24 protein-coding genes are annotated in these 20,166 nt (G+C 63.2%); 14 read left to right on the top strand and 10 right to left on the bottom strand.

Annotated features, from left to right (window positions below):
* Positions 1-82: 82 nt before the first annotated feature.
* Complete coding sequence (locus AC19YX_RS29940) at positions 83-739, top strand: phosphatase domain-containing protein (protein WP_500607692.1); 657 nt, start codon at positions 83-85, stop codon at positions 737-739.
* An 85-nt stretch (positions 740-824) separates the two neighbouring features.
* Here the strand turns inward: AC19YX_RS29940 and AC19YX_RS29945 are convergent, their stop codons facing one another.
* Both AC19YX_RS29945 and prlC read right to left on the bottom strand, forming a co-directional pair.
* Positions 825-1,115 (bottom strand): YheV family putative zinc ribbon protein, encoded by a 291-nt coding sequence (locus tag AC19YX_RS29945; RefSeq protein ID WP_020295007.1) that lies wholly within the window; start codon positions 1,113-1,115, stop codon positions 825-827.
* A complete protein-coding gene (gene prlC, locus AC19YX_RS29950; protein ID WP_078470288.1) occupies positions 1,112-3,163 on the bottom strand; it encodes an oligopeptidase A in 2,052 nt (683 codons plus the stop codon). The genes AC19YX_RS29945 and prlC overlap by 4 nt, the downstream gene beginning before the upstream one ends.
* 102 nt (positions 3,164-3,265) lie before the next feature.
* On the opposite strand from prlC, the gene AC19YX_RS29955 reads away from it, so the two are divergent.
* Positions 3,266-3,811, top strand: a complete 546-nt coding sequence (locus tag AC19YX_RS29955; RefSeq protein ID WP_500607693.1) for a gamma carbonic anhydrase family protein — start codon at positions 3,266-3,268, stop codon at positions 3,809-3,811.
* 31 nt (positions 3,812-3,842) lie between these two features.
* On the top strand, positions 3,843-4,493 hold the full coding sequence (locus tag AC19YX_RS29960; RefSeq protein ID WP_500607694.1) for an HAD family hydrolase: 651 nt from the start codon (positions 3,843-3,845) through the stop codon (positions 4,491-4,493).
* A 142-nt stretch (positions 4,494-4,635) separates the two neighbouring features.
* Here the strand turns inward: AC19YX_RS29960 and AC19YX_RS29965 are convergent, their stop codons facing one another.
* On the bottom strand, positions 4,636-5,712 hold the full coding sequence (locus AC19YX_RS29965) for an aminopeptidase (protein ID WP_201128746.1): 1,077 nt from the start codon (positions 5,710-5,712) through the stop codon (positions 4,636-4,638).
* A gap of 59 nt (positions 5,713-5,771) precedes the next feature.
* Here AC19YX_RS29965 and AC19YX_RS29970 point away from each other — a divergent pair, with 59 nt between their 5' ends.
* Both AC19YX_RS29970 and AC19YX_RS29975 read left to right on the top strand, forming a co-directional pair.
* A complete protein-coding gene (locus tag AC19YX_RS29970) occupies positions 5,772-6,185 on the top strand; it encodes a PA0061/PA0062 family lipoprotein (RefSeq protein ID WP_201128745.1) in 414 nt (137 codons plus the stop codon).
* A gap of 42 nt (positions 6,186-6,227) precedes the next feature.
* Complete coding sequence (locus AC19YX_RS29975) at positions 6,228-6,647, top strand: PA0061/PA0062 family lipoprotein (protein ID WP_078470293.1); 420 nt, start codon at positions 6,228-6,230, stop codon at positions 6,645-6,647.
* 11 nt (positions 6,648-6,658) lie between these two features.
* Here AC19YX_RS29975 and AC19YX_RS29980 read toward each other — a convergent pair whose 3' ends face one another.
* Together AC19YX_RS29980 and AC19YX_RS29985 are read right to left on the bottom strand one after the other, a co-directional pair.
* Positions 6,659-6,892: a DUF1161 domain-containing protein gene (locus AC19YX_RS29980; protein WP_020295000.1), complete on the bottom strand. Its 234-nt coding sequence runs from the start codon at positions 6,890-6,892 to the stop codon at positions 6,659-6,661.
* A gap of 184 nt (positions 6,893-7,076) precedes the next feature.
* Complete coding sequence (locus AC19YX_RS29985) at positions 7,077-7,508, bottom strand: OsmC family protein (protein WP_078470294.1); 432 nt, start codon at positions 7,506-7,508, stop codon at positions 7,077-7,079.
* Positions 7,509-7,749: 241 nt separating this feature from the next.
* Between AC19YX_RS29985 and AC19YX_RS29990 the strand changes: the two genes are divergently transcribed.
* A complete protein-coding gene (locus AC19YX_RS29990) occupies positions 7,750-8,751 on the top strand; it encodes an LLM class flavin-dependent oxidoreductase (protein WP_500607695.1) in 1,002 nt (333 codons plus the stop codon).
* A 165-nt stretch (positions 8,752-8,916) separates the two neighbouring features.
* On the opposite strand, the gene AC19YX_RS29995 is transcribed toward AC19YX_RS29990, so the two are convergent.
* Together AC19YX_RS29995 and AC19YX_RS30000 are read right to left on the bottom strand one after the other, a co-directional pair.
* The gene (locus tag AC19YX_RS29995; protein ID WP_078470296.1) at positions 8,917-9,141 is read right to left on the bottom strand and encodes a DUF1161 domain-containing protein; all 225 of its coding nucleotides are present in this window, start codon (positions 9,139-9,141) and stop codon (positions 8,917-8,919) included.
* Positions 9,142-9,274: 133 nt separating this feature from the next.
* Entirely contained in the window at positions 9,275-9,490 is a 216-nt protein-coding gene (locus AC19YX_RS30000) for a dodecin (protein WP_078470297.1), read from the bottom strand.
* A 157-nt stretch (positions 9,491-9,647) separates the two neighbouring features.
* Between AC19YX_RS30000 and AC19YX_RS30005 the strand changes: the two genes are divergently transcribed.
* Positions 9,648-9,974 carry an ElaB/YgaM/YqjD family protein gene (locus AC19YX_RS30005; RefSeq protein WP_020294995.1) on the top strand — a complete coding sequence of 109 codons (327 nt, stop codon included), beginning with the start codon at positions 9,648-9,650 and terminating at the stop codon, positions 9,972-9,974.
* Here the strand turns inward: AC19YX_RS30005 and AC19YX_RS30010 are convergent.
* Positions 9,971-10,864 carry a LysR family transcriptional regulator gene (locus AC19YX_RS30010; protein WP_201128740.1) on the bottom strand — a complete coding sequence of 298 codons (894 nt, stop codon included), beginning with the start codon at positions 10,862-10,864 and terminating at the stop codon, positions 9,971-9,973. The two genes, AC19YX_RS30005 and AC19YX_RS30010, sit on opposite strands and share 4 nt — an antisense overlap.
* Positions 10,865-10,991: 127 nt before the next feature.
* Between AC19YX_RS30010 and trpB the strand changes: the two genes are divergently transcribed.
* The 3 genes from trpB to AC19YX_RS30025 all read left to right on the top strand — a co-directional run bounded on the left by trpB (position 10,992) and on the right by AC19YX_RS30025 (position 13,614).
* Positions 10,992-12,227 (top strand): tryptophan synthase subunit beta, encoded by a 1,236-nt coding sequence (trpB, locus tag AC19YX_RS30015; RefSeq protein ID WP_421548132.1) that lies wholly within the window; start codon positions 10,992-10,994, stop codon positions 12,225-12,227.
* Positions 12,227-13,039, top strand: a complete 813-nt coding sequence (gene trpA / locus AC19YX_RS30020; RefSeq protein ID WP_078470300.1) for a tryptophan synthase subunit alpha — start codon at positions 12,227-12,229, stop codon at positions 13,037-13,039. The genes trpB and trpA overlap by 1 nt, the downstream gene beginning before the upstream one ends.
* A gap of 119 nt (positions 13,040-13,158) precedes the next feature.
* Positions 13,159-13,614: an anti-virulence regulator CigR family protein gene (locus tag AC19YX_RS30025; protein ID WP_078470301.1), complete on the top strand. Its 456-nt coding sequence runs from the start codon at positions 13,159-13,161 to the stop codon at positions 13,612-13,614.
* Between the two features lie 79 nt (positions 13,615-13,693).
* Here AC19YX_RS30025 and AC19YX_RS30030 read toward each other — a convergent pair whose 3' ends face one another.
* A complete protein-coding gene (locus AC19YX_RS30030; protein ID WP_078470302.1) occupies positions 13,694-14,020 on the bottom strand; it encodes a DOPA 4,5-dioxygenase family protein in 327 nt (108 codons plus the stop codon).
* A gap of 82 nt (positions 14,021-14,102) precedes the next feature.
* On the opposite strand from AC19YX_RS30030, the gene AC19YX_RS30035 reads away from it, so the two are divergent.
* Complete coding sequence (locus AC19YX_RS30035) at positions 14,103-14,756, top strand: NAD(P)-dependent oxidoreductase (protein ID WP_201128735.1); 654 nt, start codon at positions 14,103-14,105, stop codon at positions 14,754-14,756.
* 20 nt (positions 14,757-14,776) lie between these two features.
* On the opposite strand, the gene AC19YX_RS30040 is transcribed toward AC19YX_RS30035, so the two are convergent.
* Complete coding sequence (locus AC19YX_RS30040; RefSeq protein WP_500607696.1) at positions 14,777-15,727, bottom strand: choline sulfate utilization transcriptional regulator; 951 nt, start codon at positions 15,725-15,727, stop codon at positions 14,777-14,779.
* Positions 15,728-15,841: 114 nt separating this feature from the next.
* Between AC19YX_RS30040 and betC the strand changes: the two genes are divergently transcribed.
* The 3 genes from betC (at position 15,842) to AC19YX_RS30055 (ending at position 20,024) form a co-directional block, all read left to right on the top strand.
* A complete protein-coding gene (betC, locus tag AC19YX_RS30045; RefSeq protein WP_078470305.1) occupies positions 15,842-17,356 on the top strand; it encodes a choline-sulfatase in 1,515 nt (504 codons plus the stop codon).
* A 15-nt stretch (positions 17,357-17,371) separates the two neighbouring features.
* Positions 17,372-18,301, top strand: coding sequence for a choline ABC transporter substrate-binding protein (choX, locus tag AC19YX_RS30050; RefSeq protein ID WP_500607697.1), 930 nt, complete (start codon positions 17,372-17,374; stop codon positions 18,299-18,301).
* Between the two features lie 154 nt (positions 18,302-18,455).
* Positions 18,456-20,024 (top strand): SulP family inorganic anion transporter, encoded by a 1,569-nt coding sequence (locus AC19YX_RS30055; protein ID WP_078470307.1) that lies wholly within the window; start codon positions 18,456-18,458, stop codon positions 20,022-20,024.
* The last annotated feature ends 142 nt before the right edge of the window (positions 20,025-20,166 follow it).

A 20,166-nucleotide genomic window follows, 5' to 3' on the forward strand; every position in this document is an offset into this window, starting at 1 on the left:
TGACAAAGGCCTCACGGGGCTTTGACGCCCGCCAGAACAGGCTGTGCAGCATCATCCCTCCTTCCTGAGCGTCGGCCTGCGCATGTCAAACACTCGCCTCTTTCCCGCCCTCTGCCTGTCGCTGCTGACCCTGCTCGCATGGCCCCAGGCCTGGGCCGCCGATGCGCCCAGCAGCCGCCCGAGCCAATGGGCGCAGCCGGTAGATGCGCACTACAACCTGTACCAGATGTCGCCGACCCTCTATCGCAGCGCATTGCCCGACAGCCGAGCCTTGCCCCTGCTGCAACAGTTGCAAGTGGGCACCGTGATCAACTTCCTGCCCGAGGCCGACTCCCGCTGGCTATCGGCCCCGGGGATCAAGCAGGTGCAACTGCCGTACCGAACCAATCATGTGGACGACGCCGATGTGCTGAGTGCGCTGCGGGCCATCCAGAGCGCAGAGAGCCAGGGCCCGGTGCTGATGCATTGCAAGCACGGCTCGGACCGTACCGGGCTGATTTCAGCGATGTACCGGGTGGTGATCCAGGGCTGGAGCAAAGAGGACGCCCTGAATGAAATGACCCAGGGCGGGTTCGGCGACAGTTCCCACTTCAAGGACGGCATTCGCTACATGATGCAGGCCGATGTCGACAAACTGCGTACCGCCCTGGCCAATGGCGATTGCAGTACCAGCGTGTTTGATACCTGCTCGATGAAGAGCTGGCTCGAAACCGTGAGCAGCAACAAACCCGCCATCTGACCGCAGCAGCGGGCCGAGCGAGCTGTTTTATTGACGATGGGGAAAACAGGCCGGCTCCTTGCGGAGCCGGTGGTATGGCGGGGAGTTATTGCGGGTCGTCGGTTTTTTTCTTCAACTTGGGGTTGGGGAAAAACTGCACCGACTGCACCTTGGCATCCTGCACTTTCAACGCCGTGGTATTGACCCGGGTCCCCAATTCCTTGGGCACCGACAGCCCCTGTTCATTCAGGGTGTCGGAATAGCCGCAGGCCACGCACTCGCGATGGGGCACGTCGCCCTCGCTCCACATCATCAGCCGGTCCGGCTCGCTGCACGCCGGGCAGACGGCCCCGGCGATAAAGCGCTTCTTGGTGATCTTCACGGAACCCTCACTCATGCCGCCGCGTCCTCACTCAGGCCGCTGTGGCGCAAGAGTGCGTCAATCGAAGGGGCACGTCCGCGGAAATCGACGAACAGCACCATCGGCGCCTGGGAGCCGCCACGGGCCAGGATCGCCTCGCGGAACGCACGCCCGGTGGCCGGGTTGAGCACGCCTTCCTCTTCGAACCTGGAGAACGCATCCGCCGACAGCACTTCCGCCCACTTGTAGCTGTAGTAACCCGCGGCGTAACCGCCGGCGAAGATGTGCGCGAAGCTGTTGGGGAAGCGGTTGTAGGCCGGCGGACGCATGACCGAGACCTCGTCGCGTATCCCTTCGAGCACTTGCAGCACGCTGCGCCCGTCGCCGTGGGTGGCGTGCAGCTCGAAGTCGAACAGCGAGAATTCCAGTTGGCGCACCATCATCAGTCCGGACTGGAAGTTCTTCGCCGCGAGCATCTTCTGCAACAGGTCCTCGGGCAGCGGCTCGCCGCTCTCATAGTGGCCGGAGATCAGCGCCAGGCCTTCCGGCTCCCAGCACCAGTTCTCCATGAACTGGCTCGGCAGCTCGACCGCATCCCAGGCCACGCCGTTGATCCCGGATACGCCGGCATGTTCAACCCGGGTCAGCAGGTGGTGCAGGCCGTGGCCGAATTCGTGGAACAGGGTGGTGACTTCATCGTGGGTCAGCAGCGCAGGCTTGCCGCTGTCGGCCGGGGTGAAGTTGCACACCAGATTGGCCACCGGGCTCTGCAACACGCCGTCCAGGGTGCGGCGACGGTCACGGGCGCCATCCATCCAGGCCCCGCCACGCTTGTTGGCGCGGGCATACAGGTCGAAGAAGAAACGGCCGACGTGCTGGCCGTTCTCCTTGATTTCGAACAGGCGTACATCCGGGTGCCAGGTGTCGAAGCCTTTCTGCTCGGCGATCTCGATGCCATACAGACGCTGCACGATGGCGAACAGGCCGCCCAGCACCTTGTCGATCGGGAAGTAGGCGCGCAGGGCTTCCTGGGCCACGCTGTAACGCTGCTCACGGAGTTTTTCACCGTAGAAGCCGCTGTCCCAGCTTTGCAGGTCCGGGCAGCCCTGTTCGGCGGCGTAAGCCTTGAGCTGCTGCAGGTCCTGGGCGGCAAACGGCTTGCTGCGCTTGGCCAGGTCGCGCAGGAAACTCAGCACCTGGTCGCTGGATTCGGCCATCTTGGTGGCCAGGCTCAATTCGGAGAAGCTGGCAAAGCCCAGAAGCTTGGCCAGTTCCTGACGCAGGTCGAGGATCTGTTCCATCACCGGGCCGTTGTCGTTCTGCCCGGCATTCGGGCCCTGGTCCGAGGCACGGGTGCAGTAAGCGGCGTAGATCTCTTCACGCAGGGCACGGTCCTGGGCGTAGGTCATCACCGCGTAGTAGCTGGGGAATTCCAGGGTAATCAGCCAGCCGTCGAGCTCTTTGGCCTGGGCGGCGGCCGCCATCTGCGCCTTGGCCGAGTCGGTCAGGCCGGCCAGGGCCGCTTCGTCGGTGACGTGCTTGGTCCAGGCCTGGGTGGCGTCGAGCAACTGGTTGGAGAAGCGACTGCCCAGCTCCGACAGTTTGCTCTGCACCTCGGCGTAGCGCTTCTGCTGCTCCGGCGGCAGGTCGATACCCGACAGACGGAAGTCACGCAGGGAATGTTCGAGGATAGTCTTCTGCGCCACATCGAAACCGGCGGCTTCGGGGCTGTTGGCCAGGGCTTCGAAGGCCTGGAACAACTCGCGGTTCTGGCCCATCTCGGTAGAGTAGGCGCTCAGGGCAGGCAGGCACGCCTCATAGGCTTCACGCAGTTCGGCGCTGTTGCACACGGCGTTGAGGTGGCTGACCGGGCTCCAGGCGGCGCCCAGGCGATCATTGAGTTCGTCCATGGCCAGCACCAGGCCGGCCCAGGTCGGCTGCTGGCCTTGAGTCTTGAGGATCTGCGCGATGGCAACCCGGTTATCCGCCAGGATCTGTTCGATGGCCGGTTGCACATGCTCGGCACGGATCGCCGAGAACGGCGGCAGGTCGTAGGACTGCAGAAGAGGGTTGTTCAGGCTCACGGTTGGCACCTTGGCTGGAAGAAACGTAGCGCCATCTTAATTACAATCGATGCCCACCGCAGCTATCGACCCCATTAATAAATGTCAGAGAGGCAACCCCACGTGGCCATTCGCACCTATCAACAGCACACGCCGAGCCTCGGTGAACGGGCCTTCGTCGACCACTCGGCGGTGGTGATCGGCGACGTCGAGATCGGCAGCGACAGCTCGATCTGGCCACTGACCGTGATCCGCGGCGACATGCACCGCATCCGCATCGGCCAACGCACCAGCGTGCAGGACGGCTGCGTGCTGCACATCACCCATGCCGGCCCGTTCAACCCCGACGGCTTCCCGCTGCTGATCGGCGATGACGTGACCATCGCCCACAAAGTGATGCTGCACGGCTGCACCGTCGGCAGCCGGGTACTGATCGGCATGGGCAGCATTGTCATGGACGGCGCCCGGGTGGCCGACGATGTGATCATCGGCGCCGGCAGCCTGGTGCCCCCGGGCAAGCAGCTGGACAGCGGCTTCCTGTATGTCGGTAGCCCGGTGAAACAAGTGCGGGCCCTGACCGACAAGGAGCGCGCCTTCTTCACCTACAGCGCCGCCAATTACGTAAAACTCAAGGACCTGCACCTGGCCGAAGGCTACCACCTGCCTTGAATGCCCTCTGACCCCTTGCCCAGGAAACCCCATGCATTACCAGACCGTTCTATTTGACCTCGATGGCACCCTGACCGACCCACGTGAAGGCATCACCCGTTCGATCCAGTTCGCCCTGAGCAAATTGGGCATCGACGAACCTGACCTGACCCGACTCGAACACTTCATCGGCCCGCCGCTGTTGCAGGCCTTCATGCAGTTCTACGACTTCGACGAGGCCCGGGCCTGGGAGGCGGTGAACTTCTATCGCGAACGTTTCAAGGTCAGCGGCCTGTATGAGAACCGCGTGTTCGACGGCGTTACACCTTTGCTCGAAACCTTGAGCGGCCAGGGCCGGCAGCTGTATATCGCGACCTCCAAGCCTTGGGTATTCGCCCGGGAAATCGCCCGCCATTTCGATTTCGCCAAGCACTTCAAGGTGATCTACGGCAGCGAGCTGGACGGCACCCGCACCGACAAAGTCGAGTTGATCGCCCATTTGCTGGAACAGGAGCGCCTGGACCCGGCGAGCAGCTTGATGATTGGCGACCGCAAGCACGACCTGATCGGCGCCCGACGCAACGGCCTGGACGCGGCGGCAGTGGGCTACGGTTTTGGCAGCCACGAAGAACTGACTGCCGAAGCGCCAACCTATCACTTCCAGACCCTGGACCAATTGCACCAGGCGTTTTTGCGCAGCTAAGGCCATACCGCCACTTGGCCTGACACACCGCAGTGGCCAGATGACGGCCGCTGCGCAGCCGAACGGGAGCAAGCGCCCTCGCCACAAAAAGCCCAGGTGCGGACCACAGAATGCCGCCCCTCGGCGCAAAGCCTCTGGCGCCTTAGAGTTGGGCCAAGCGCCGCAGCTCTGCCTTGCGCTCGGCCGGCGGGCGTTTACCCAGGGTTTGCACCGCATCGTAGAAGGCCGGCCAGTCGCCGCCCACCTGTTTGAACAGGGCGGCAAACGCTGGCACCCACTGGTCGTAAAGGCCGAAAGGCAGCAACCGGGCGTTGTTGATCGGGGCGTTGATCCAGGCGTCGTAGCGCTTGTCGCCGTGCCATTGGCTGTCGCGCAGTTGCCGATAGTCCTGACGCAGTTGCTCGAATTGCGCCGCCTTGCGCTCACGCATCTGCTCGGCAGGCAACGCCTGGGCGTACAGATGCTCCAGGCGTTGCCGGGTATCGAGGAGCAACTGGATAAATTGGTCGCGCTGCTGCACCTGGGCTTCGCTGGCCGGGGGCAAGCCGCGATAGGCGCGCCACTGCCGGGTGCCCTGCTGCTCGACGAAGGTGGCGAAGGACTCATTGAACTCGGTGTCGTCCTGCACGTAAAACCGCTGGTGCGCCAGCTCGTGGAAGATCAGGGTCGCCAGGCGCTCGTCGCCCCAATGCATCATCGAACTGATGATCGGGTCGTTGAACCAGCCCAGGGTCGAATACGCCTCGACCCCACTCACCGCCACATCCATGCCTTGCTGTTGCAACAGGGCCGCCGCACCGCGAGCAGCACCCTGGTTGTAGTAGCCGCGATAGGCCACGCACCCGGCAATCGGGAAGCAATGGGTTTGCGCCTGCAGGGAAAACTCCGGGGTGGCGAACACGTTCCACACCACATAGGGCCGGCCGATATCGGCATACAGGCGGTAACTCTGGTTGTCCGGCAGGTGCAGGTGCTCGCTGGCGAAGGCCCGGGCCTGCTGCGATTGCTCCAGGTGCGCCCGCAGTTGCGGGTCGCGGGCCGGGTCGGCGACCACCTCGGCCACCGGGGTGCGGGCCCGCAACAACTGCCATTGGCCGCTGGCGAGCTGGCTGTAATAACCGACGCTGGCGCAACCGTTGAGCAACAAAAGCATCAGGGCCGGAAACAAAAGGCGCAAAAGAGGATCAAGTAACCCATGGCTTGAACGCGGCCTAATCAAATCGAATCATCCGTCGAGAATCGGTTCGCAAGACTATCTCGCCTGCCTGGAGTTTCGCTATGCGCGTATTGCTGTTGACCACTGGCCTGCTCGCCCTGGGTGGCTGCGCCAGCCTGCCCGACCCGGATCCGGCACAAGCCTGGATCGACCTCAATCCCCACCGCGACACCACCCTGCAGGCCCTGGAGGTCGACGAAAAGGCCGCCGGTGACAAACGCTACTTCGAGGTGGCGCCCGGCAGCCATGAGCTGACCCTGCGTTATCAGTTCGCGGTGCAGCCGACCAATATCGGGCCGGACGCAGAACCGCTGTGGCGCGACTGCCAACTGAGTCTGAAATTCAAGGACTTCAACGCCGGCCAGCGTTATCAGGTGCAAGCCGGGAATATCGGCTTCCGGCCCTGGGCCAAGCTGTATGACGAACAACGCAAAGTCGTCGGCATGGGCCAACCGGCGGGCTGCCAGCGAACCTGATCGGCGCTATGCTTCAGGTCTTTCGCTGATGTGGCCACCCTCATGCGCCAACCTTTGCTCGCTCTCTCCCTGGCCAGCCTTTGTGCCTGTTCCAGCCCCTTGCCCAACGTCGACCCGCAACAGGCCTGGGTCGACCTGGCCGCCCCCGCGCCGGGCGGCAAGCTGGTGATGGCCGAGCGCCTGGACCAGCAGCGTTTGCCCGACGGGCGCTACTTCCAGGTCACCCCGGGCAGTCACGAGCTGACGGTACGTTTCGATTTCGAGATCTATTCCGGCGGCATGGGCATGATGACCGGCACCTCGGAGCGCCTGTGCTACCTGACGGTGCGCTACGACCATTTCCAGGCCGGCCAGCGCTACCGGCTGGAGGCGCGCTCCCTGGGCTTCAACGCCAGCGCGCGGCTATACGACGCCCAGCGTCAGCTCGTCGCCGAAGACCGCATGGTCAACTGCGTGCCCTGAGCCTGAATGCTTCAGCGATCGTTCTTTTGATAGATGATCTTGCGGGTGCCGTTTTCACAGCTGCCGACCACCATGTTGTTGTCGTGGACTTCGTCATTGGTGACGATTTCCAGGGTGTAGGACGCCACCCCCTGGGCCTGGATCTTGGCCTCGATCTCGGCCTTGAGCTCATCGCAGGGCTTGGGTGCCGCCAGGGCCGATGTGGCCAGCGCGCAACAAACAACCGCCAAGGCAAAACGTTTCATGATGTGGAGCTCCCTTGCTGCAGCGCCCATGGTCATGGACTGAAGCCGCAGTCACTCATTCGACCACATTTCGCAGAACCGAGTTCTGACGCGGCGCACCTGCGGATCACTGCGCTGGCTGGCCAGGCCCGCCCCGGGGAGCGGCGCCGAGCATGCCGGCGCGCGACCCCGGGCGCGGCACAGGTCAGCTGATCAGCGTGGCGTCCAGGCTGATCTTGGCATTGAGCACCTTGGACACCGGGCACCCTTCCTTGGCCTTGCGGCTCAGTTCATCGAACTGCTGCTGGCTCGCGCCCGGGATCTTGGCCTTGAGAATCAGGTGCACTGCAGTGATCGCAAAACCACCATCAACCTGGTCCAGGGTCACCTCGGCGGTGGTGTCGATGGCATCCGCCTTGAGCCCGGCATCGCCGAGGATCATGGAAAAGGCCATGGAGAAGCAGCCGGCATGGGCCGCGCCGATCAGTTCTTCCGGGTTGGTGCCTTTGCCCCCTTCAAAACGCGCCTTGAAGCCGTAGGGCGCTTCACGCAAGACGCCGGTTTCGGTCGAAATAGAACCGATGCCGGTTTTCAGATCACCTTCCCAATGAGCCGAGGCTTTCTTTTTGATACTCATCTCTGTCTCCTCAAGATCGAGCGCGAGAATTCACGCCCAACGGGTTTGCGCTACACAGGGTTCTGAGGATAGAAGGCCGGACAAAGTTCATCCTGTCTGAATTCACCACCGATCAGAGCGGCAAATTCAAGCTGGCTATTGAAACTCGGGTATATGCCCACATTGCATAGACCTGGCTTATTAAATTCGGCAGGTTTTGGTTCATGACAAAAGCCTGCACGCCCTTTGGAGAAGCAGGCTTATGAAACCACTGTCCGACGTCAAGTTTTCCACCCTCGACCTGGTACCGGTACGCGCCGACGGCAGCCCCGCGCAGTCCCTGCGAAACTCCCTGGATCTGGCGCAACATGTCGAGAAGTTCGGCTATAACCGCTTCTGGGTGGCGGAACACCACAACATGGACGGCATCGCCAGTTCCGCGACCTCGGTGCTGCTCGGTTACCTGGCCGGCGGTACTTCGACCATCCGCGTCGGTTCCGGCGGGGTGATGCTGCCCAACCATGCGCCGCTGGTGATTGCCGAGCAGTTCGGCACCCTGGAAAGCCTGTACCCCGGCCGTATTGACCTGGGCCTGGGCCGCGCCCCCGGTTCCGACCAGATGACCGCCCGCGCCCTGCGCCGCGAGCGCTCAGGCAGCGCCGACGACTTCCCCGAGGATGTGGCCGAGCTGATGGCCTACCTCGGCCCACGCACCCCGGAGCAACGGGTGATCGCGGTGCCGGGCACTGGCACCCAGGTCCCGGTCTGGCTGCTGGGCTCCAGCCTGTTCAGTGCGCAACTGGCCGGCGAACGCGGCCTGCCTTATGCCTTCGCTTCGCATTTCGCACCGCGCTACATGCATGAAGCGATTCGCGTGTACCGCAACCACTTCAAACCTTCGGCCGTGCTCGACAAGCCCTACGTGATGCTCGGCGTGCCCCTGGTGGCGGCCGATACCGACGAGCAGGCCGATTACCTGGCGACCTCGGTGTACCAGCGCATCCTCGCGCTGATGCGCGGGCAGAGCCTGGTGCAGCGCGCCCCGGTGAAAACCATGGACGGCCTGTGGCTGCCCCACGAGAAAGAAGCGGTGGCGAGCTTCCTCGGCCTGGCCATGGTCGGCAGCCCGGCGAAAATCCGCGCCAAGCTCGAAGTGCTGATCGAACAGACTGGGGCCGATGAGCTGATCTTCACCAGCGACCTGTATGAACACGCCGATCGCCTGCACTCCTATGAACTGCTGGCGCAGGTGATGAAGGGCTGAAGGGTCTTTTCAGGTAATGCGGCGGTGGTGCGCAAGGCCAGCGCTGCCTTCGGCAGTGGCTCCAGCAGGCGGCTGCGCTGACGCGACCCCGCCCCGCCCCTATCTCCCAGGCATAAAAAAACCGACGCCATGGCGTCGGTTTTCTCAATCTGCATCTACAACGTCTCAACCACGTTTGTAGACGATTTCCTTGGTCCCGGCTTCGCACGAGCCCACGACTTTGCCGTCAGCGGCTGCGCCCTTGTCCACCACTTCCAGCGAGTAATGCGTGGCGCCGTTGGCGTCGATCTTCGCGGCGATTTCGCTTTTCAGCTCTTCGCACGGCTTGCCTGCGGCAAGGGCTGTTCCCGCGAGGCTGAACAATGCTGCTGCCAATATTAGTTTCTTCATCGGTCACATTCCCTGGTCGGATCAAAAGGTAAGCATCTGCGCCAGCCTTTTTCAGGCTCAAGACAGCTGTAGCGCTTTGCCATTTCCTATGGCAATCGGCCAGCGCACAAGTTCAAGAGCCTAGTCCAAGCCCTCAACTGTTGGCAATACGAAAGCCAACCTTGAGCGTGACCTGGAAATGCGCCGCCTTGCCGTCCTTGATATGGCCCCGGGTTTCAATCACTTCGAACCACTCCAGGTGCTTGATGCTTTTGCTGGCCTCGGCCAACGCGTTATTGATGGCGTCTTCGATGCTGGAGGGGGACGAACCGACGAGTTCGACTTTTTTGTACGTGTGGTGGTCAGTCATGGCGTGCTCCTTAAGGTTTGAATACAGCCTAGCAGTGATTTTTTCATACCCCTTTTCGGTGCGTCGCATACAGCAAAGTTCAGATTAACTGCACTTTCGCCAAGCGCTGGAGTCGGAACCTACACATGCCACTCATCAACCATGCAGGAGAGCCGACATGGCTAACAACTCGTTACGTAAAGCCTCACTGGAAAGTATGGAAGCGGAGATCTCGAGCCTGCTCAAGTCTCTGGAAAGCCTCAAGGACGACGCGTCTGACGAGTCGCGTAAAACCCTCAAGGCCCTGAAAACCAACGCCGAGAGCGCGCTGAAACATTCCCGCAGCCTGCTCAGCGATGCCTATGAAGAAGTCAAAGTGAAGACCCGCGAAACCGGGATCGCCACCCGCGATTACGCCCAGGAACACCCTTGGACCACGGCCGGTGTCGCGGTCGGCGCCCTGGGCTTGCTGGCGGCTTATCTGTTGTGCAAACGCGGCGATTAAGTTGCCTGGCGCAGCTCATTCCTGAGCCACTGCGCCAGTTGCCGGGCGCGCCCATCCGCGGCGCGCTTGGGTAGCCACAACGCCAGTTGCCCCGAGGTTTCACCAAAACCCCACGGGGCAACCAGGCGACCCGCCCGCAAGTCTTCGGCCACCAGCGGCTCTGGCGCAATCGCCACCCCCAGCCCGGCCACCGCTGCCTCCAGCAAATAATACAAATGCTCGAACCCCTGTCCGAACTTCAATGCCTGGGCATCGAGGCCGTTTTGCCGTGCCCAACTGGGCCACGCCTGGGGCCGCGACGTGGTTTGCAGCAAGGCCTGGTCAAGCAATGCGGCGGGCGGCTGTCGACGCAGCTGCTCGTAGCCGGCAAAACGTGGGCTCATGACTGGACCGATGCGCTCGCTTGCCAGTTCGTAGACCTGCATGTCCGCCGGCCACGGTGGCTCGGCGAACACCAGCAGCGCATCCAGCCCCGGGCGCCGCGGGTCGAGATCGCCTTCGCCAGCTGACAGGTGCAGACGCAGGTCCGGCAGGTCGGCGTTCAGCCGCCCCAGGCGCGGGATCAGCCAGCGCGCCAACAGGCTGCCGGAGCACCCAAGGACAAACGGCGCGTCGGCGCCACCCTGGGTCAGTTCGGCGCAGACCGTGCGCAGCCGCTCAAAGGCATCGCTGCTGGCATCGCGCAGGCGCACCCCGGAATCTGTGAGTTTAAGGCCACGCCCGTCCTTGACGAAAAGGCTCACCCCGAGGTGCTCTTCCAGCACTTTCAACTGCCGGCTGACCGCGCCATGGGTGACGTGCAGCTGCTCGGCTGCCTGGCTGACGCTGCCGAGGCGGGCGGTCGCTTCAAAGGCCCTGAGGGCATTCAGCGGAGGAAGGTCGTGGCTCATGGTATCTGTGAGTTTTCCTGACAGGTTGCGGCGATCTTATCGGTTTTCAGCCTGCCCTGTCAGGGGTAGAGTGAACGCCATTGTCTTCGCATCAATTCACTCTTTTGACCTTCACCGGGAGCTTCCGATGACCCAGACCCCTTTGCGCAACGGTCCTGACACCAACGGCATGTTTGGCTCGTTCGGCGGCCGCTACGTGGCAGAAACCTTGATGCCGCTGATCCTCGACCTGGCCCGCGAGTATGAAATCGCCAAGGAAGATCCGGCCTTCCTCAAGGAACTGGCCTACTTCCAGCGCGATTACGTCGGCCGTCCGAGCCCGCTGTACTTCGCCGAACGCCTGACCGAGCACTGCGGCGGCGCCAAGATCTACCTCAAGCGCGAAGAGCTGAACCACACCGGCGCGCACAAGATCAACAACTGCATCGGCCAGATCCTCCTGGCCCGGCGCATGGGCAAGAAACGCATCATCGCCGAGACCGGCGCCGGCATGCACGGCGTGGCCACTGCCACCGTCGCCGCGCGCTTCGGACTGGACTGCGTGATCTACATGGGCACCACCGACATCGAGCGCCAGCAGGCCAACGTGTTCCGCATGAAGCTGCTGGGGGCCGAGGTGATCCCGGTCGTCGCCGGTACCGGCACCCTGAAGGACGCGATGAACGAAGCCCTGCGTGACTGGGTCACCAATGTCGACAGCACCTTCTACCTGATCGGCACCGTGGCCGGCCCGCACCCGTACCCGGCGATGGTCCGCGACTTCCAGGCCGTGATCGGCAAGGAAACCCGTGAACAGCTGCAAGCCCAGGAAGGCCGCCTGCCGGACAGCCTGGTGGCGTGCATCGGTGGCGGTTCCAACGCCATGGGCCTGTTTCACCCGTTCCTCGACGACAAGAGCGTCGAAATCATCGGCGTCGAAGCCGCCGGCTACGGCATTGAAACCGGCAAGCACGCCGCCAGCCTGAACGGCGGGGTGCCGGGCGTGCTGCACGGCAACCGCACCTTCCTGCTGCAGGACGACGATGGCCAGATCATCGACGCCCACTCGATTTCCGCCGGCCTCGACTACCCGGGCATCGGCCCCGAGCACGCCTGGTTGCACGACATCGGCCGCGTCCAGTACACCTCGGTGACCGATGACGAAGCCCTGGCCGCCTTCCACCAGTGCTGCCGCCTGGAAGGCATCATCCCGGCCCTGGAAAGCGCCCACGCCCTGGCTGAAGTATTCAAACGCGCGCCGACCCTGCCCAAGGATCACCTGATGGTGGTCAACCTGTCGGGCCGTGGCGACAAAGACATGCAGACCGTGATGCACCATATGGAAAGCTCTCAACAAGAAAAATCCCAGCAGGAGAAACACTGATGAGCCGCCTGCAAACGCGCTTTGCCGAGCTTAAGCAACAAAACCGCGCCGCCCTGGTGACCTTCATCACCGCCGGCGACCCGGGCTACGACACCTCGCTGGCGATCCTCAAGGGCTTGCCCGCCGCCGGTGCCGACGTGATCGAGCTGGGCATGCCCTTCACCGACCCGATGGCCGACGGCCCGGCGATCCAGCTGGCCAATATCCGCGCCCTGGACGCCAAGCAAAACCTGGCGAAAACCCTACAGATGGTTCGCGAGTTCCGCGAAGGCAACAGTGAAACCCCGCTGGTGCTGATGGGTTATTTCAACCCGATCCACCACTACGGCGTGCCGCGTTTCATCAGCGACGCCAAGGCCGCCGGGGTCGATGGCCTGATCGTGGTCGACATGCCGCCGGAACATAACAGCGAGCTGTGCGACCCGGCCCAGGCTGCGGGCATCGACTTCATCCGCCTGACCACGCCGACCACCGACGATGCGCGCCTGCCGAAGGTGCTCAACGGCAGTTCCGGCTTCGTCTACTACGTCTCGGTGGCCGGCGTGACCGGGGCCGGTGCTGCGACCCTGGAGCACGTCGAAGAAGCCGTGACCCGTCTGCGTCGCCACACCGATTTGCCGATCAGCATCGGTTTCGGCATCCGCACCCCGGAGCAGGCCGCGGCCATCGCGCGCCTCGCCGACGGCGTGGTGGTGGGGTCGGCACTGATCGACCAGATCGCCAACGCCACCACCCCCGAGCAGGCCGTCGATGGCGTGCTCAGCCTGTGCGCCTCCCTGGCCGAAGGCATAGGTAAAGCGCGGGTCAGCTGAAGGTAAAGTTCCTGATACAGAGGAATTAGCACCCGAAGTCACAGACTAAATAGCAAGACCCAGGGGTAGGCAGCTCAGGTTGCCTACCCCTTTTTGTTGCTCGCTGTGAGGAAGACCTGATGAAAATGCCCAAACGCCTGATTGCCGGTCTCGGTGTGCTGATGCTCAGTGCCGGCCCGATGCTGAATGTCATGGCCGATCAACGGGGTGACAATGATCGCGGCGGTGATCGCGGCGGCCCACAACAGGGCCAGCGGGACAATCGTGGCGAAGAGCATCGCGGTCCGCAGAATGATCATCGCGGCGCGCCACCCAGGGATTTCGGCCCGGTGCGCCAGACCATCCGCGATAACCACGGTTACTTCGTGCGGGGTGCGCCACCGCCACCGGGTGTGCACCTGGTGCGTGGCCAGCCGTTGCCACGGGGCTACTACGGCGAGCGCCTGGACAACCGCGCCCTGGCCCACCTGCCGTACTACCAGGGCTACGAATGGCGGCGCATGGGCGGTGACGTGGTGTTGATTGCCATTGGCTCAGGCATCGTCTACGAGATTCTCGATGGCGTACTCAACTGATCGTTTTTTGTCCAATCGCTGACGTCCATCCCCTGACGAGTACCTGCAAGCCGATGAGCGGCTTGCAGGCCTGCTGCGCCTAAAACCCCGACAGATCCAGCGGCCGCACCGCGCCCATCCAGATGGCATGGTCGGTGTGGTCGACCAGGTCATCGCCGGTGTCCGGGTGCAAAAACACCACCAGCCCCTTGCGGTTCAACGCCAGCCACGGCAGCACCACGCCCAGGTACTGCGGTTCGAAGGCCAACTGGCAGCTCCAGTCCGGGTGCGGACCCACCGGACGTTCATGAACCCGGCCCATCTTCAATGAAAACAACTGCGCCGCCTGTTCGCACAAGCTGCGCGCCTGATCGATGGTGCTGGCGTCAAAATAGACGTGGGCGTGATAGCCCTTGATTCGTTGCATCAAAACCCCTCGCGACAAAGTCGAACCCTTGCGACCCGCCACAGGTCACACCTCATACCTGTGGAAAGAAGGAAGCTGCGCCATGAAAAATGCCGAAACCCCGGTGATCAAACTGGTGCTCTATGGTGCCATGAGTAGCCTGGGCAGTGCGCTGATGGCCGAATTCCTGCGCCGCCAGCATGAAGTCATTGCCATCCTCGACGACCTCACCGCCCTCGCACCGCGCCCCGGGCTGCGGACCAAGAGCGGCGACCTGTTCGACGCCGAACGGGTCAAGCAAAGTGTTGCCGGCGGCGATCTGGTGGTGTGCCTGCTGGACGCGCCCGGCCTGCCTATGGGCAGTGAGCAGGTGGAAAAGCTGCGAATCTGCGATTCCCTGGAGCAGGTCCGGGCCATCGATGCCTTGATCGCCGGGATGCAGGCGACCCAGGTGCAGCGCCTGTTCGTGGTCGGCGACTTCGAGGTGCTCGACAGCACTCAACCCCGCGACCCATTGCAGCATCACGCCGCCCAGGAAATCCTCGATGCATTGCAGACCAGTACCTTGCGCTGGACCCTGGTCAACGCTCCACGCGGCGTGCCGGGCCTTGGTATCGAGCATTTCAGCCAGGTCAGCAGCAGCCTGGAGCCGGGGCTCGCAGAACCCCTGCAGCGACTCAACAGCGTGGCGATCGGGATCGCCGATGAACTGCGGCTGAATCTGCACCTGCGTGAGCATGTGCAATTTGTCAGCTAGGGCAGGGCGCACGCCGGGCCTTACACCGCGATTGACGGCAGCGCCATACCGGTCAGTGACTGGGCGCTGCTGGCCTGCTCGAACATCAGCCAGTCGACGAAGCGCTGGATCAGGGCCGCGCGCCGTTTGCGTTGCGGCAACACCACGTAATAGCCGTAGCGGGACATCACCGTTTCGCTGATGGGCCGACAGAGCAGGCCCTGGGCCAGCAAGTTATCCACAAGGTGCCGCCAACCGATGGCCACGCCCTGACCGCCGATCGCCGCCTGGATCAGCAGGGTGTAGTTATCGAAACGCAACTGCCCGGGAGCCGGAGGCGTGGCGATCCCCAGTTCGCGAAACACCCCGCTCCAGTCGAACCAGTGGCTGCTGTTTTCCCCGCGCAGATGCAGCAGGGGCATCTCCAGCAACGCCGCCAGGGGCAAGGGCGCGGCCTGCTCCTTGAGCAGCAGCGGGCTGCACACCGGGAACACTTCCTCGCTGAACAGCCAATGGCTGGTGCCTTGTTTGAAACGCCCGTCGCCAAACAGCACCGCGACGTCGATATCGCTGCGCAGCATGGTGTGGCTGCGCTCGCTGGTCACCAGGCTGACATCGACCTGGGGGTTGGCCTGGTGGAACCGATGCAGGCGCGGCATCAGCCAGTAGGCGGCGAAGGCAAAGTCGGTGGCCACCTGCAGCACCTCATGCTGATGCTGGGTGCTGATCGCGCTCAAGCCGGCGTCGATGCTTTGCAAGCCTTCCTGCACCTGCTCGAACAGCGTCGCCCCGGCCTCGGTCAGCTCGATGCCACGGTAGATGCGGTCGAACAGCCGGGTGCCCAGTTGCTCTTCCAGGCGCTTGATCTGTTGGCTGATGGCCGGCTGGGTGGTGCCCAGCTCCACCGCCGCCGCGGTAAAGCTGCGCAGGCGGGCTGCGGTTTCAAAGGCGCGAAACAGATCAAGGGACAGGTCCCCGAGCGCTTCATACATAAGCTGTACTTATCCTAGTCATTGCCCGGCATGGGCTTTACCGCAAAATGCATGGGCTACATGCTCGATCGCAGCACTTTCGCATAACTGCTTACTATGGAATGCCGCGAATACATGAAGCGCAAGAACATTCTTTTCATCATGGCCGATCAAATGGCCGCGCCAATGTTGCCGTTCTACGGTTCCTCGCCCATCAAGCTGCCCAATCTCAGTCGCCTCGCCGCCCAGGGCGTGGTGTTCGACGCCGCGTACTGCAACAGCCCGCTGTGCGCGCCATCGCGTTTCACCCTGGTCAGCGGCCAGTTGCCGAGCAAGATCGGCGCCTACGACAACGCTGCGGACTTTCCCGCGGATGTCCCGACTTACGCCCACTATCTGCGCCGCCTCGGCTACCGCACCGCGCTGTCGGGCAAGATGCACTTCTGCGGCCCGGACCAGTTGCACGGTTATGAAGAGCGCCTGACCAGCGATATCTACCCCGCCGACTATGGCTGGGCGGTGAACTGGGATGAGCCCGATGTGCGGCCCAGCTGGTACCACAACATGTCCTCGGTGCTGCAGGCCGGGCCCTGCGTGCGCACCAACCAGCTGGATTTCGATGAAGAGGTGGTGTTCAAGGCCCAGCAGTACCTGTTCGACCATATCCGCGAAGACGGCGACCAGCCGTTCTGCCTCACCGTGTCCATGACCCACCCCCACGACCCGTACACCATTCCCAAGGCCTTCTGGGACCTGTACCGCGACGACGACATTCCGCTGCCGGAAACGCCACCACAGAGCAGCCAGGATCCCCATTCCCGGCGCCTGCTCAAGGTCTACGACCTGTGGGACAAGCCGCTGCCTGTGGATAAGATCCGCGACGCCCGCCGCGCCTACTTCGGCGCGTGCAGTTATATCGACAGCAACGTCGGCAAACTCCTGCAGACCCTGGAGGACACGGGGCTGATCGACGACACCATCATTGTGTTCTCCGGCGACCATGGCGACATGCTCGGCGAGCGCGGGCTCTGGTACAAAATGCACTGGTTCGAGATGGCCGCGCGGGTGCCACTGCTGGTCAGCGCCCCCGGTCTGTTCGCCGCCGGGCGGGTCAGCGCGGCGGTCTCGACCGCCGACCTGCTGCCGACCCTGGTGGAACTCGCCGGCGGCGAGCTGGAACCGGGCCTGCCCCTCGACGGACGCTCGCTGGTGCCCCACCTGCAAGGGCAGGGCGGGCACGACGAGGTCTTTGGCGAATACATGGCCGAAGGCACCATCAGCCCGCTGATGATGATCCGCCGCGGCGCCTATAAATTCATCTACAGCGAAGACGACCCGTGCCTACTCTTCGATGTAGCCAACGATCCCCGCGAGCTCGAAGAACTCAGCCAGTCGCCGCAGCATCGGCCGCTGTTCGAGGCCTTCCTCGCCGAAGCCCGGGCCAAGTGGGATATCCCGCTGATCCGGCAACAGGTACTCGCCAGCCAGCGGCGTCGGCGTTTCGTCGCCAGCGCGCTGACCGTGGGCAAGCTGAAGAGCTGGGACCACCAGCCACTGGTCGATGCCAGCCAGCAATACATGCGTAACCACATCGACCTCGACGATCTGGAGCGCAAGGCTCGTTATCCACAACCCTGCCAAAACCAATAACGTAAGGGGAAGAGCATGCAAAGGTTATCCACAGCAGTCGCCATCGGCCTCCTGGCCCTGGGCAGTGCGTCGGCCCGGGCCGATCAGTGCGAAACGGTGAAAATGGCCGATCCGGGCTGGAGCGACATCGCCGCGACCAACGCCATCACCGGTTTCCTGTTGAGCGGCATGGGCTACAAGGCCAAGGTCGATACCCTGGCGGTGCCGATCACCTTTGGCGGTCTCAAGGACGGCCAGGTGGATGTGTTCCTCGGCAACTGGATGCCGGCGCAGCAGGGCTTCTACGACAAGTTCGTGGCCACCGGCGATGTCACCCAGCTGGCGAAGAACCTCGACGGCACCGAGTTCACCCTGGCCGTGCCGGATTACGTGTGGGATGCAGGAGTGCACGATTTTGCCGACCTGAACACCTACGCCGAGGCGCACCCCAAGGACGTCGAGAAGAAGATCTACGGCATCGGCTCCGGCGCGCCGGCCAATATCTCGTTGCAGGAGATCATCAAGAAGAATGACTTCAACCTCGGCCAGTGGAAGCTGGTGGAGTCCAGCGAGCAGGCGATGCTGGCGGAAGTGTCGCGGGCCGTGAAGAAACAGAAGTTCGTGACCTTCCTCGGCTGGACCCCGCACCCGATGAACGTGCAGCTGAAAATGCACTACCTCAAAGGTGGCGAGAAGTATTTCGGCGACACCGGCAGCGTCTACACCCTGACCCGCAAGGGTTATGCACAGGCCTGCCCGAACGTCGGCAAGTTGCTGACCAACCTGAGCTTCACCCAGGAAATGGAGAACAGCATCATGTCCGAGGTGGCCAACAAGAAGGTCAGCAATGCGGATGCGGCCAAGGCCTGGATCAAGGCCAATCCGGGGATGCTGGACACCTGGCTGGAAGGGGTGAAGACCCTCGATGGCAAGGATGCGCTGGCGGCGGTGAAGGCCAAGCTGTAGTGGGCTGGATGGGGACGCTGCACCCTGAAGCGCCAGCGTCCCCATCCCAGCTTTTGAAAGCTGGGCTGAAGCCCGGCGCGCGCGCCATCCTTGGGCAAGCGCCTGGGCAATGCTTTAACCTGACGCCCTTGAATCAATCCACCCGCGAGGAACCATGGCCTGGCCCAACCGCCATTCACTCTTTCCCTTCCTGAGCTGGCTGCCTCGGCAAACCCGCGCCAGCGTCGGACGTGATCTGTTGGTGGGGCTGAGCGGCGCCATCCTGGCCCTGCCGCAATCCATTGCCTACGCCCTGATCGCCGGGCTGCCGCCGGAGTACGGCCTGTATGCCGCGATAGTGCCGGTGCTGATCGCCTGCCTCTGGGGCTCTTCCTGGCACCTGATCTGCGGCCCGACGGCGGCCATTTCCATCGTGCTCTATGCCAGTGTCAGCCCCCTGGCCGTGCCCGCGTCCCAGGACTACATCACCCTGATCCTGTTGCTGACCCTGCTGGCCGGGGTGTTCCAGTGGTTGCTGGGCATGCTGCGCTTTGGCGCCCTGGTGAACTTCGTCTCGCACTCGGTGGTGCTGGGGTTCACCCTCGGCGCCGCCGTGGTAATCGCCCTCGGCCAATTGCCCAACCTGCTGGGGCTGGACCTGCCGAACCAGGCCACCGCCCTCAACAGCCTGCTCTCACTGCTGGGCCACCTCGACGCTGTGGATAAACCCTCCTTGCTGCTCGGCCTGGGCACCTTGTTGTTGGGGGTGGCGCTGAAACTGCTGCTGCCCCGCTGGCCGAGCCTGTTGATAACCTTGGTACTCAGCGCCCTGGTGGTGTGGATGTGGCCCGCGCTGTTCGGCCATGTGCAACTGGTCAGCGCCTTTGTCGGCCAACTGCCACCCCTCAGCCCCCTGCCGCTGGACCTGGAAATGATCCTGCGCCTGCTGCCCAGCGCCGTGGCGGTGGGGATGCTGGGGCTGGTCACCAGTTTGTCGATTGCCCGCTCACTGTCGGCCCGCTCCGAACAATTGCTCGATGCCAACCAGGAAGTGCGTGCACAGGGTCTGTCGAATATCGTCGGCGCGTTTTTTTCCGGCTATCTGTCGTCCGGCTCTTTTACCCGCTCCGGCCTGAGCTACGAAGCCGGCGCGCATTCACCGCTGGCCGGGGTATTTTCCGCACTGTGGGTGGCGCTGTTTGCCGTGAGTGGCGCGTCGCTGATCGCCCATATTCCGATCCCGGCCATGGCGGGCAGCATCCTGCTGATCTGCTGGGGGCTGGTGGACCATCGCGGCATCCGCGCGTTGTTCCGGGTCAGTCGCGCCGAGTTCGTGGTGATGAGTCTGACCTGCATCGCCACCTTGCTCCTAGAGCTGCAAACGGCGATTTATGCCGGGGTCCTGGCGTCGCTGTTTTTCTACCTCAAGCGCACCTCGCAACCGCGGGTGCAGCAATGGCGCGAGGGTGACGAGGACATCCTGCGGGTTGGCGGCTCGATCTTCTTCGGCGCCAGCCACTACCTGCAAGTGCGCATGCAACGCTGCCACGCGCCACGCCTGGTGATCGAGGCCCAGCACATCAATTTCATCGATTACTCGGGGGTGGAAATGCTGCACCAGGAGGCCAGGCGTCTGCGGCGCCAGGATCGCAGCCTGATCCTGCGCCGGGCGCGCCAGGCGGTGAAGGAGGAGTTGATCAAGCTCGAAGGACCGCAGCATTGCCCGATCCACTTCGAAGACTGACCCCAAGGTTTGACGGGGGCGCTCCCTGTGGCGAGCGAGCTTGCTCGCGCTGGACTGCGCAGCAGGCCCAAAGCCGGGCACCGTCGTCCGTCTGACAGACTTCGAAAGCCGGTTCTACCACCGCTGCGCGGCCGAGCGCGAG

It is taken from the genome of Pseudomonas sp. MF09150 (assembly GCF_059862355.1).

Excerpts from the sequence above, each read along its gene's own strand:
- AC19YX_RS29980 (WP_020295000.1), bottom strand. The coding sequence starts at position 6,892 with ATGAAACGTTTTGCCTTGGCGGTTGTTTGTTGCGCGCTGGCCACATCG.
- AC19YX_RS29970 (WP_201128745.1), top strand. The coding sequence starts at position 5,772 with ATGCGCGTATTGCTGTTGACCACTGGCCTGCTCGCCCTGGGTGGCTGC.
- AC19YX_RS29945 (WP_020295007.1), bottom strand. The coding sequence starts at position 1,115 with ATGAGTGAGGGTTCCGTGAAGATCACCAAGAAGCGCTTTATCGCCGGG.
- AC19YX_RS29995 (WP_078470296.1), bottom strand. The coding sequence starts at position 9,141 with ATGAAGAAACTAATATTGGCAGCAGCATTGTTCAGCCTCGCGGGAACA.
- AC19YX_RS30040 (WP_500607696.1), bottom strand. The coding sequence starts at position 15,727 with ATGTATGAAGCGCTCGGGGACCTGTCCCTTGATCTGTTTCGCGCCTTT.
- AC19YX_RS30055 (WP_078470307.1), top strand. The coding sequence starts at position 18,456 with ATGGCCTGGCCCAACCGCCATTCACTCTTTCCCTTCCTGAGCTGGCTG.
- AC19YX_RS30030 (WP_078470302.1), bottom strand. The coding sequence starts at position 14,020 with ATGCAACGAATCAAGGGCTATCACGCCCACGTCTATTTTGACGCCAGC.
- AC19YX_RS29990 (WP_500607695.1), top strand. The coding sequence starts at position 7,750 with ATGAAACCACTGTCCGACGTCAAGTTTTCCACCCTCGACCTGGTACCG.
- AC19YX_RS29940 (WP_500607692.1), top strand. The coding sequence starts at position 83 with ATGTCAAACACTCGCCTCTTTCCCGCCCTCTGCCTGTCGCTGCTGACC.
- AC19YX_RS30000 (WP_078470297.1), bottom strand. The coding sequence starts at position 9,490 with ATGACTGACCACCACACGTACAAAAAAGTCGAACTCGTCGGTTCGTCC.
- AC19YX_RS29960 (WP_500607694.1), top strand. The coding sequence starts at position 3,843 with ATGCATTACCAGACCGTTCTATTTGACCTCGATGGCACCCTGACCGAC.
- AC19YX_RS30035 (WP_201128735.1), top strand. The coding sequence starts at position 14,103 with ATGAAAAATGCCGAAACCCCGGTGATCAAACTGGTGCTCTATGGTGCC.
- AC19YX_RS29975 (WP_078470293.1), top strand. The coding sequence starts at position 6,228 with ATGCGCCAACCTTTGCTCGCTCTCTCCCTGGCCAGCCTTTGTGCCTGT.
- AC19YX_RS30025 (WP_078470301.1), top strand. The coding sequence starts at position 13,159 with ATGAAAATGCCCAAACGCCTGATTGCCGGTCTCGGTGTGCTGATGCTC.
- AC19YX_RS30010 (WP_201128740.1), bottom strand. The coding sequence starts at position 10,864 with ATGAGCCACGACCTTCCTCCGCTGAATGCCCTCAGGGCCTTTGAAGCG.
- betC (WP_078470305.1), top strand. The coding sequence starts at position 15,842 with ATGAAGCGCAAGAACATTCTTTTCATCATGGCCGATCAAATGGCCGCG.
- choX (WP_500607697.1), top strand. The coding sequence starts at position 17,372 with ATGCAAAGGTTATCCACAGCAGTCGCCATCGGCCTCCTGGCCCTGGGC.
- trpB (WP_421548132.1), top strand. The coding sequence starts at position 10,992 with ATGACCCAGACCCCTTTGCGCAACGGTCCTGACACCAACGGCATGTTT.
- trpA (WP_078470300.1), top strand. The coding sequence starts at position 12,227 with ATGAGCCGCCTGCAAACGCGCTTTGCCGAGCTTAAGCAACAAAACCGC.
- AC19YX_RS29985 (WP_078470294.1), bottom strand. The coding sequence starts at position 7,508 with ATGAGTATCAAAAAGAAAGCCTCGGCTCATTGGGAAGGTGATCTGAAA.
- AC19YX_RS30005 (WP_020294995.1), top strand. The coding sequence starts at position 9,648 with ATGGCTAACAACTCGTTACGTAAAGCCTCACTGGAAAGTATGGAAGCG.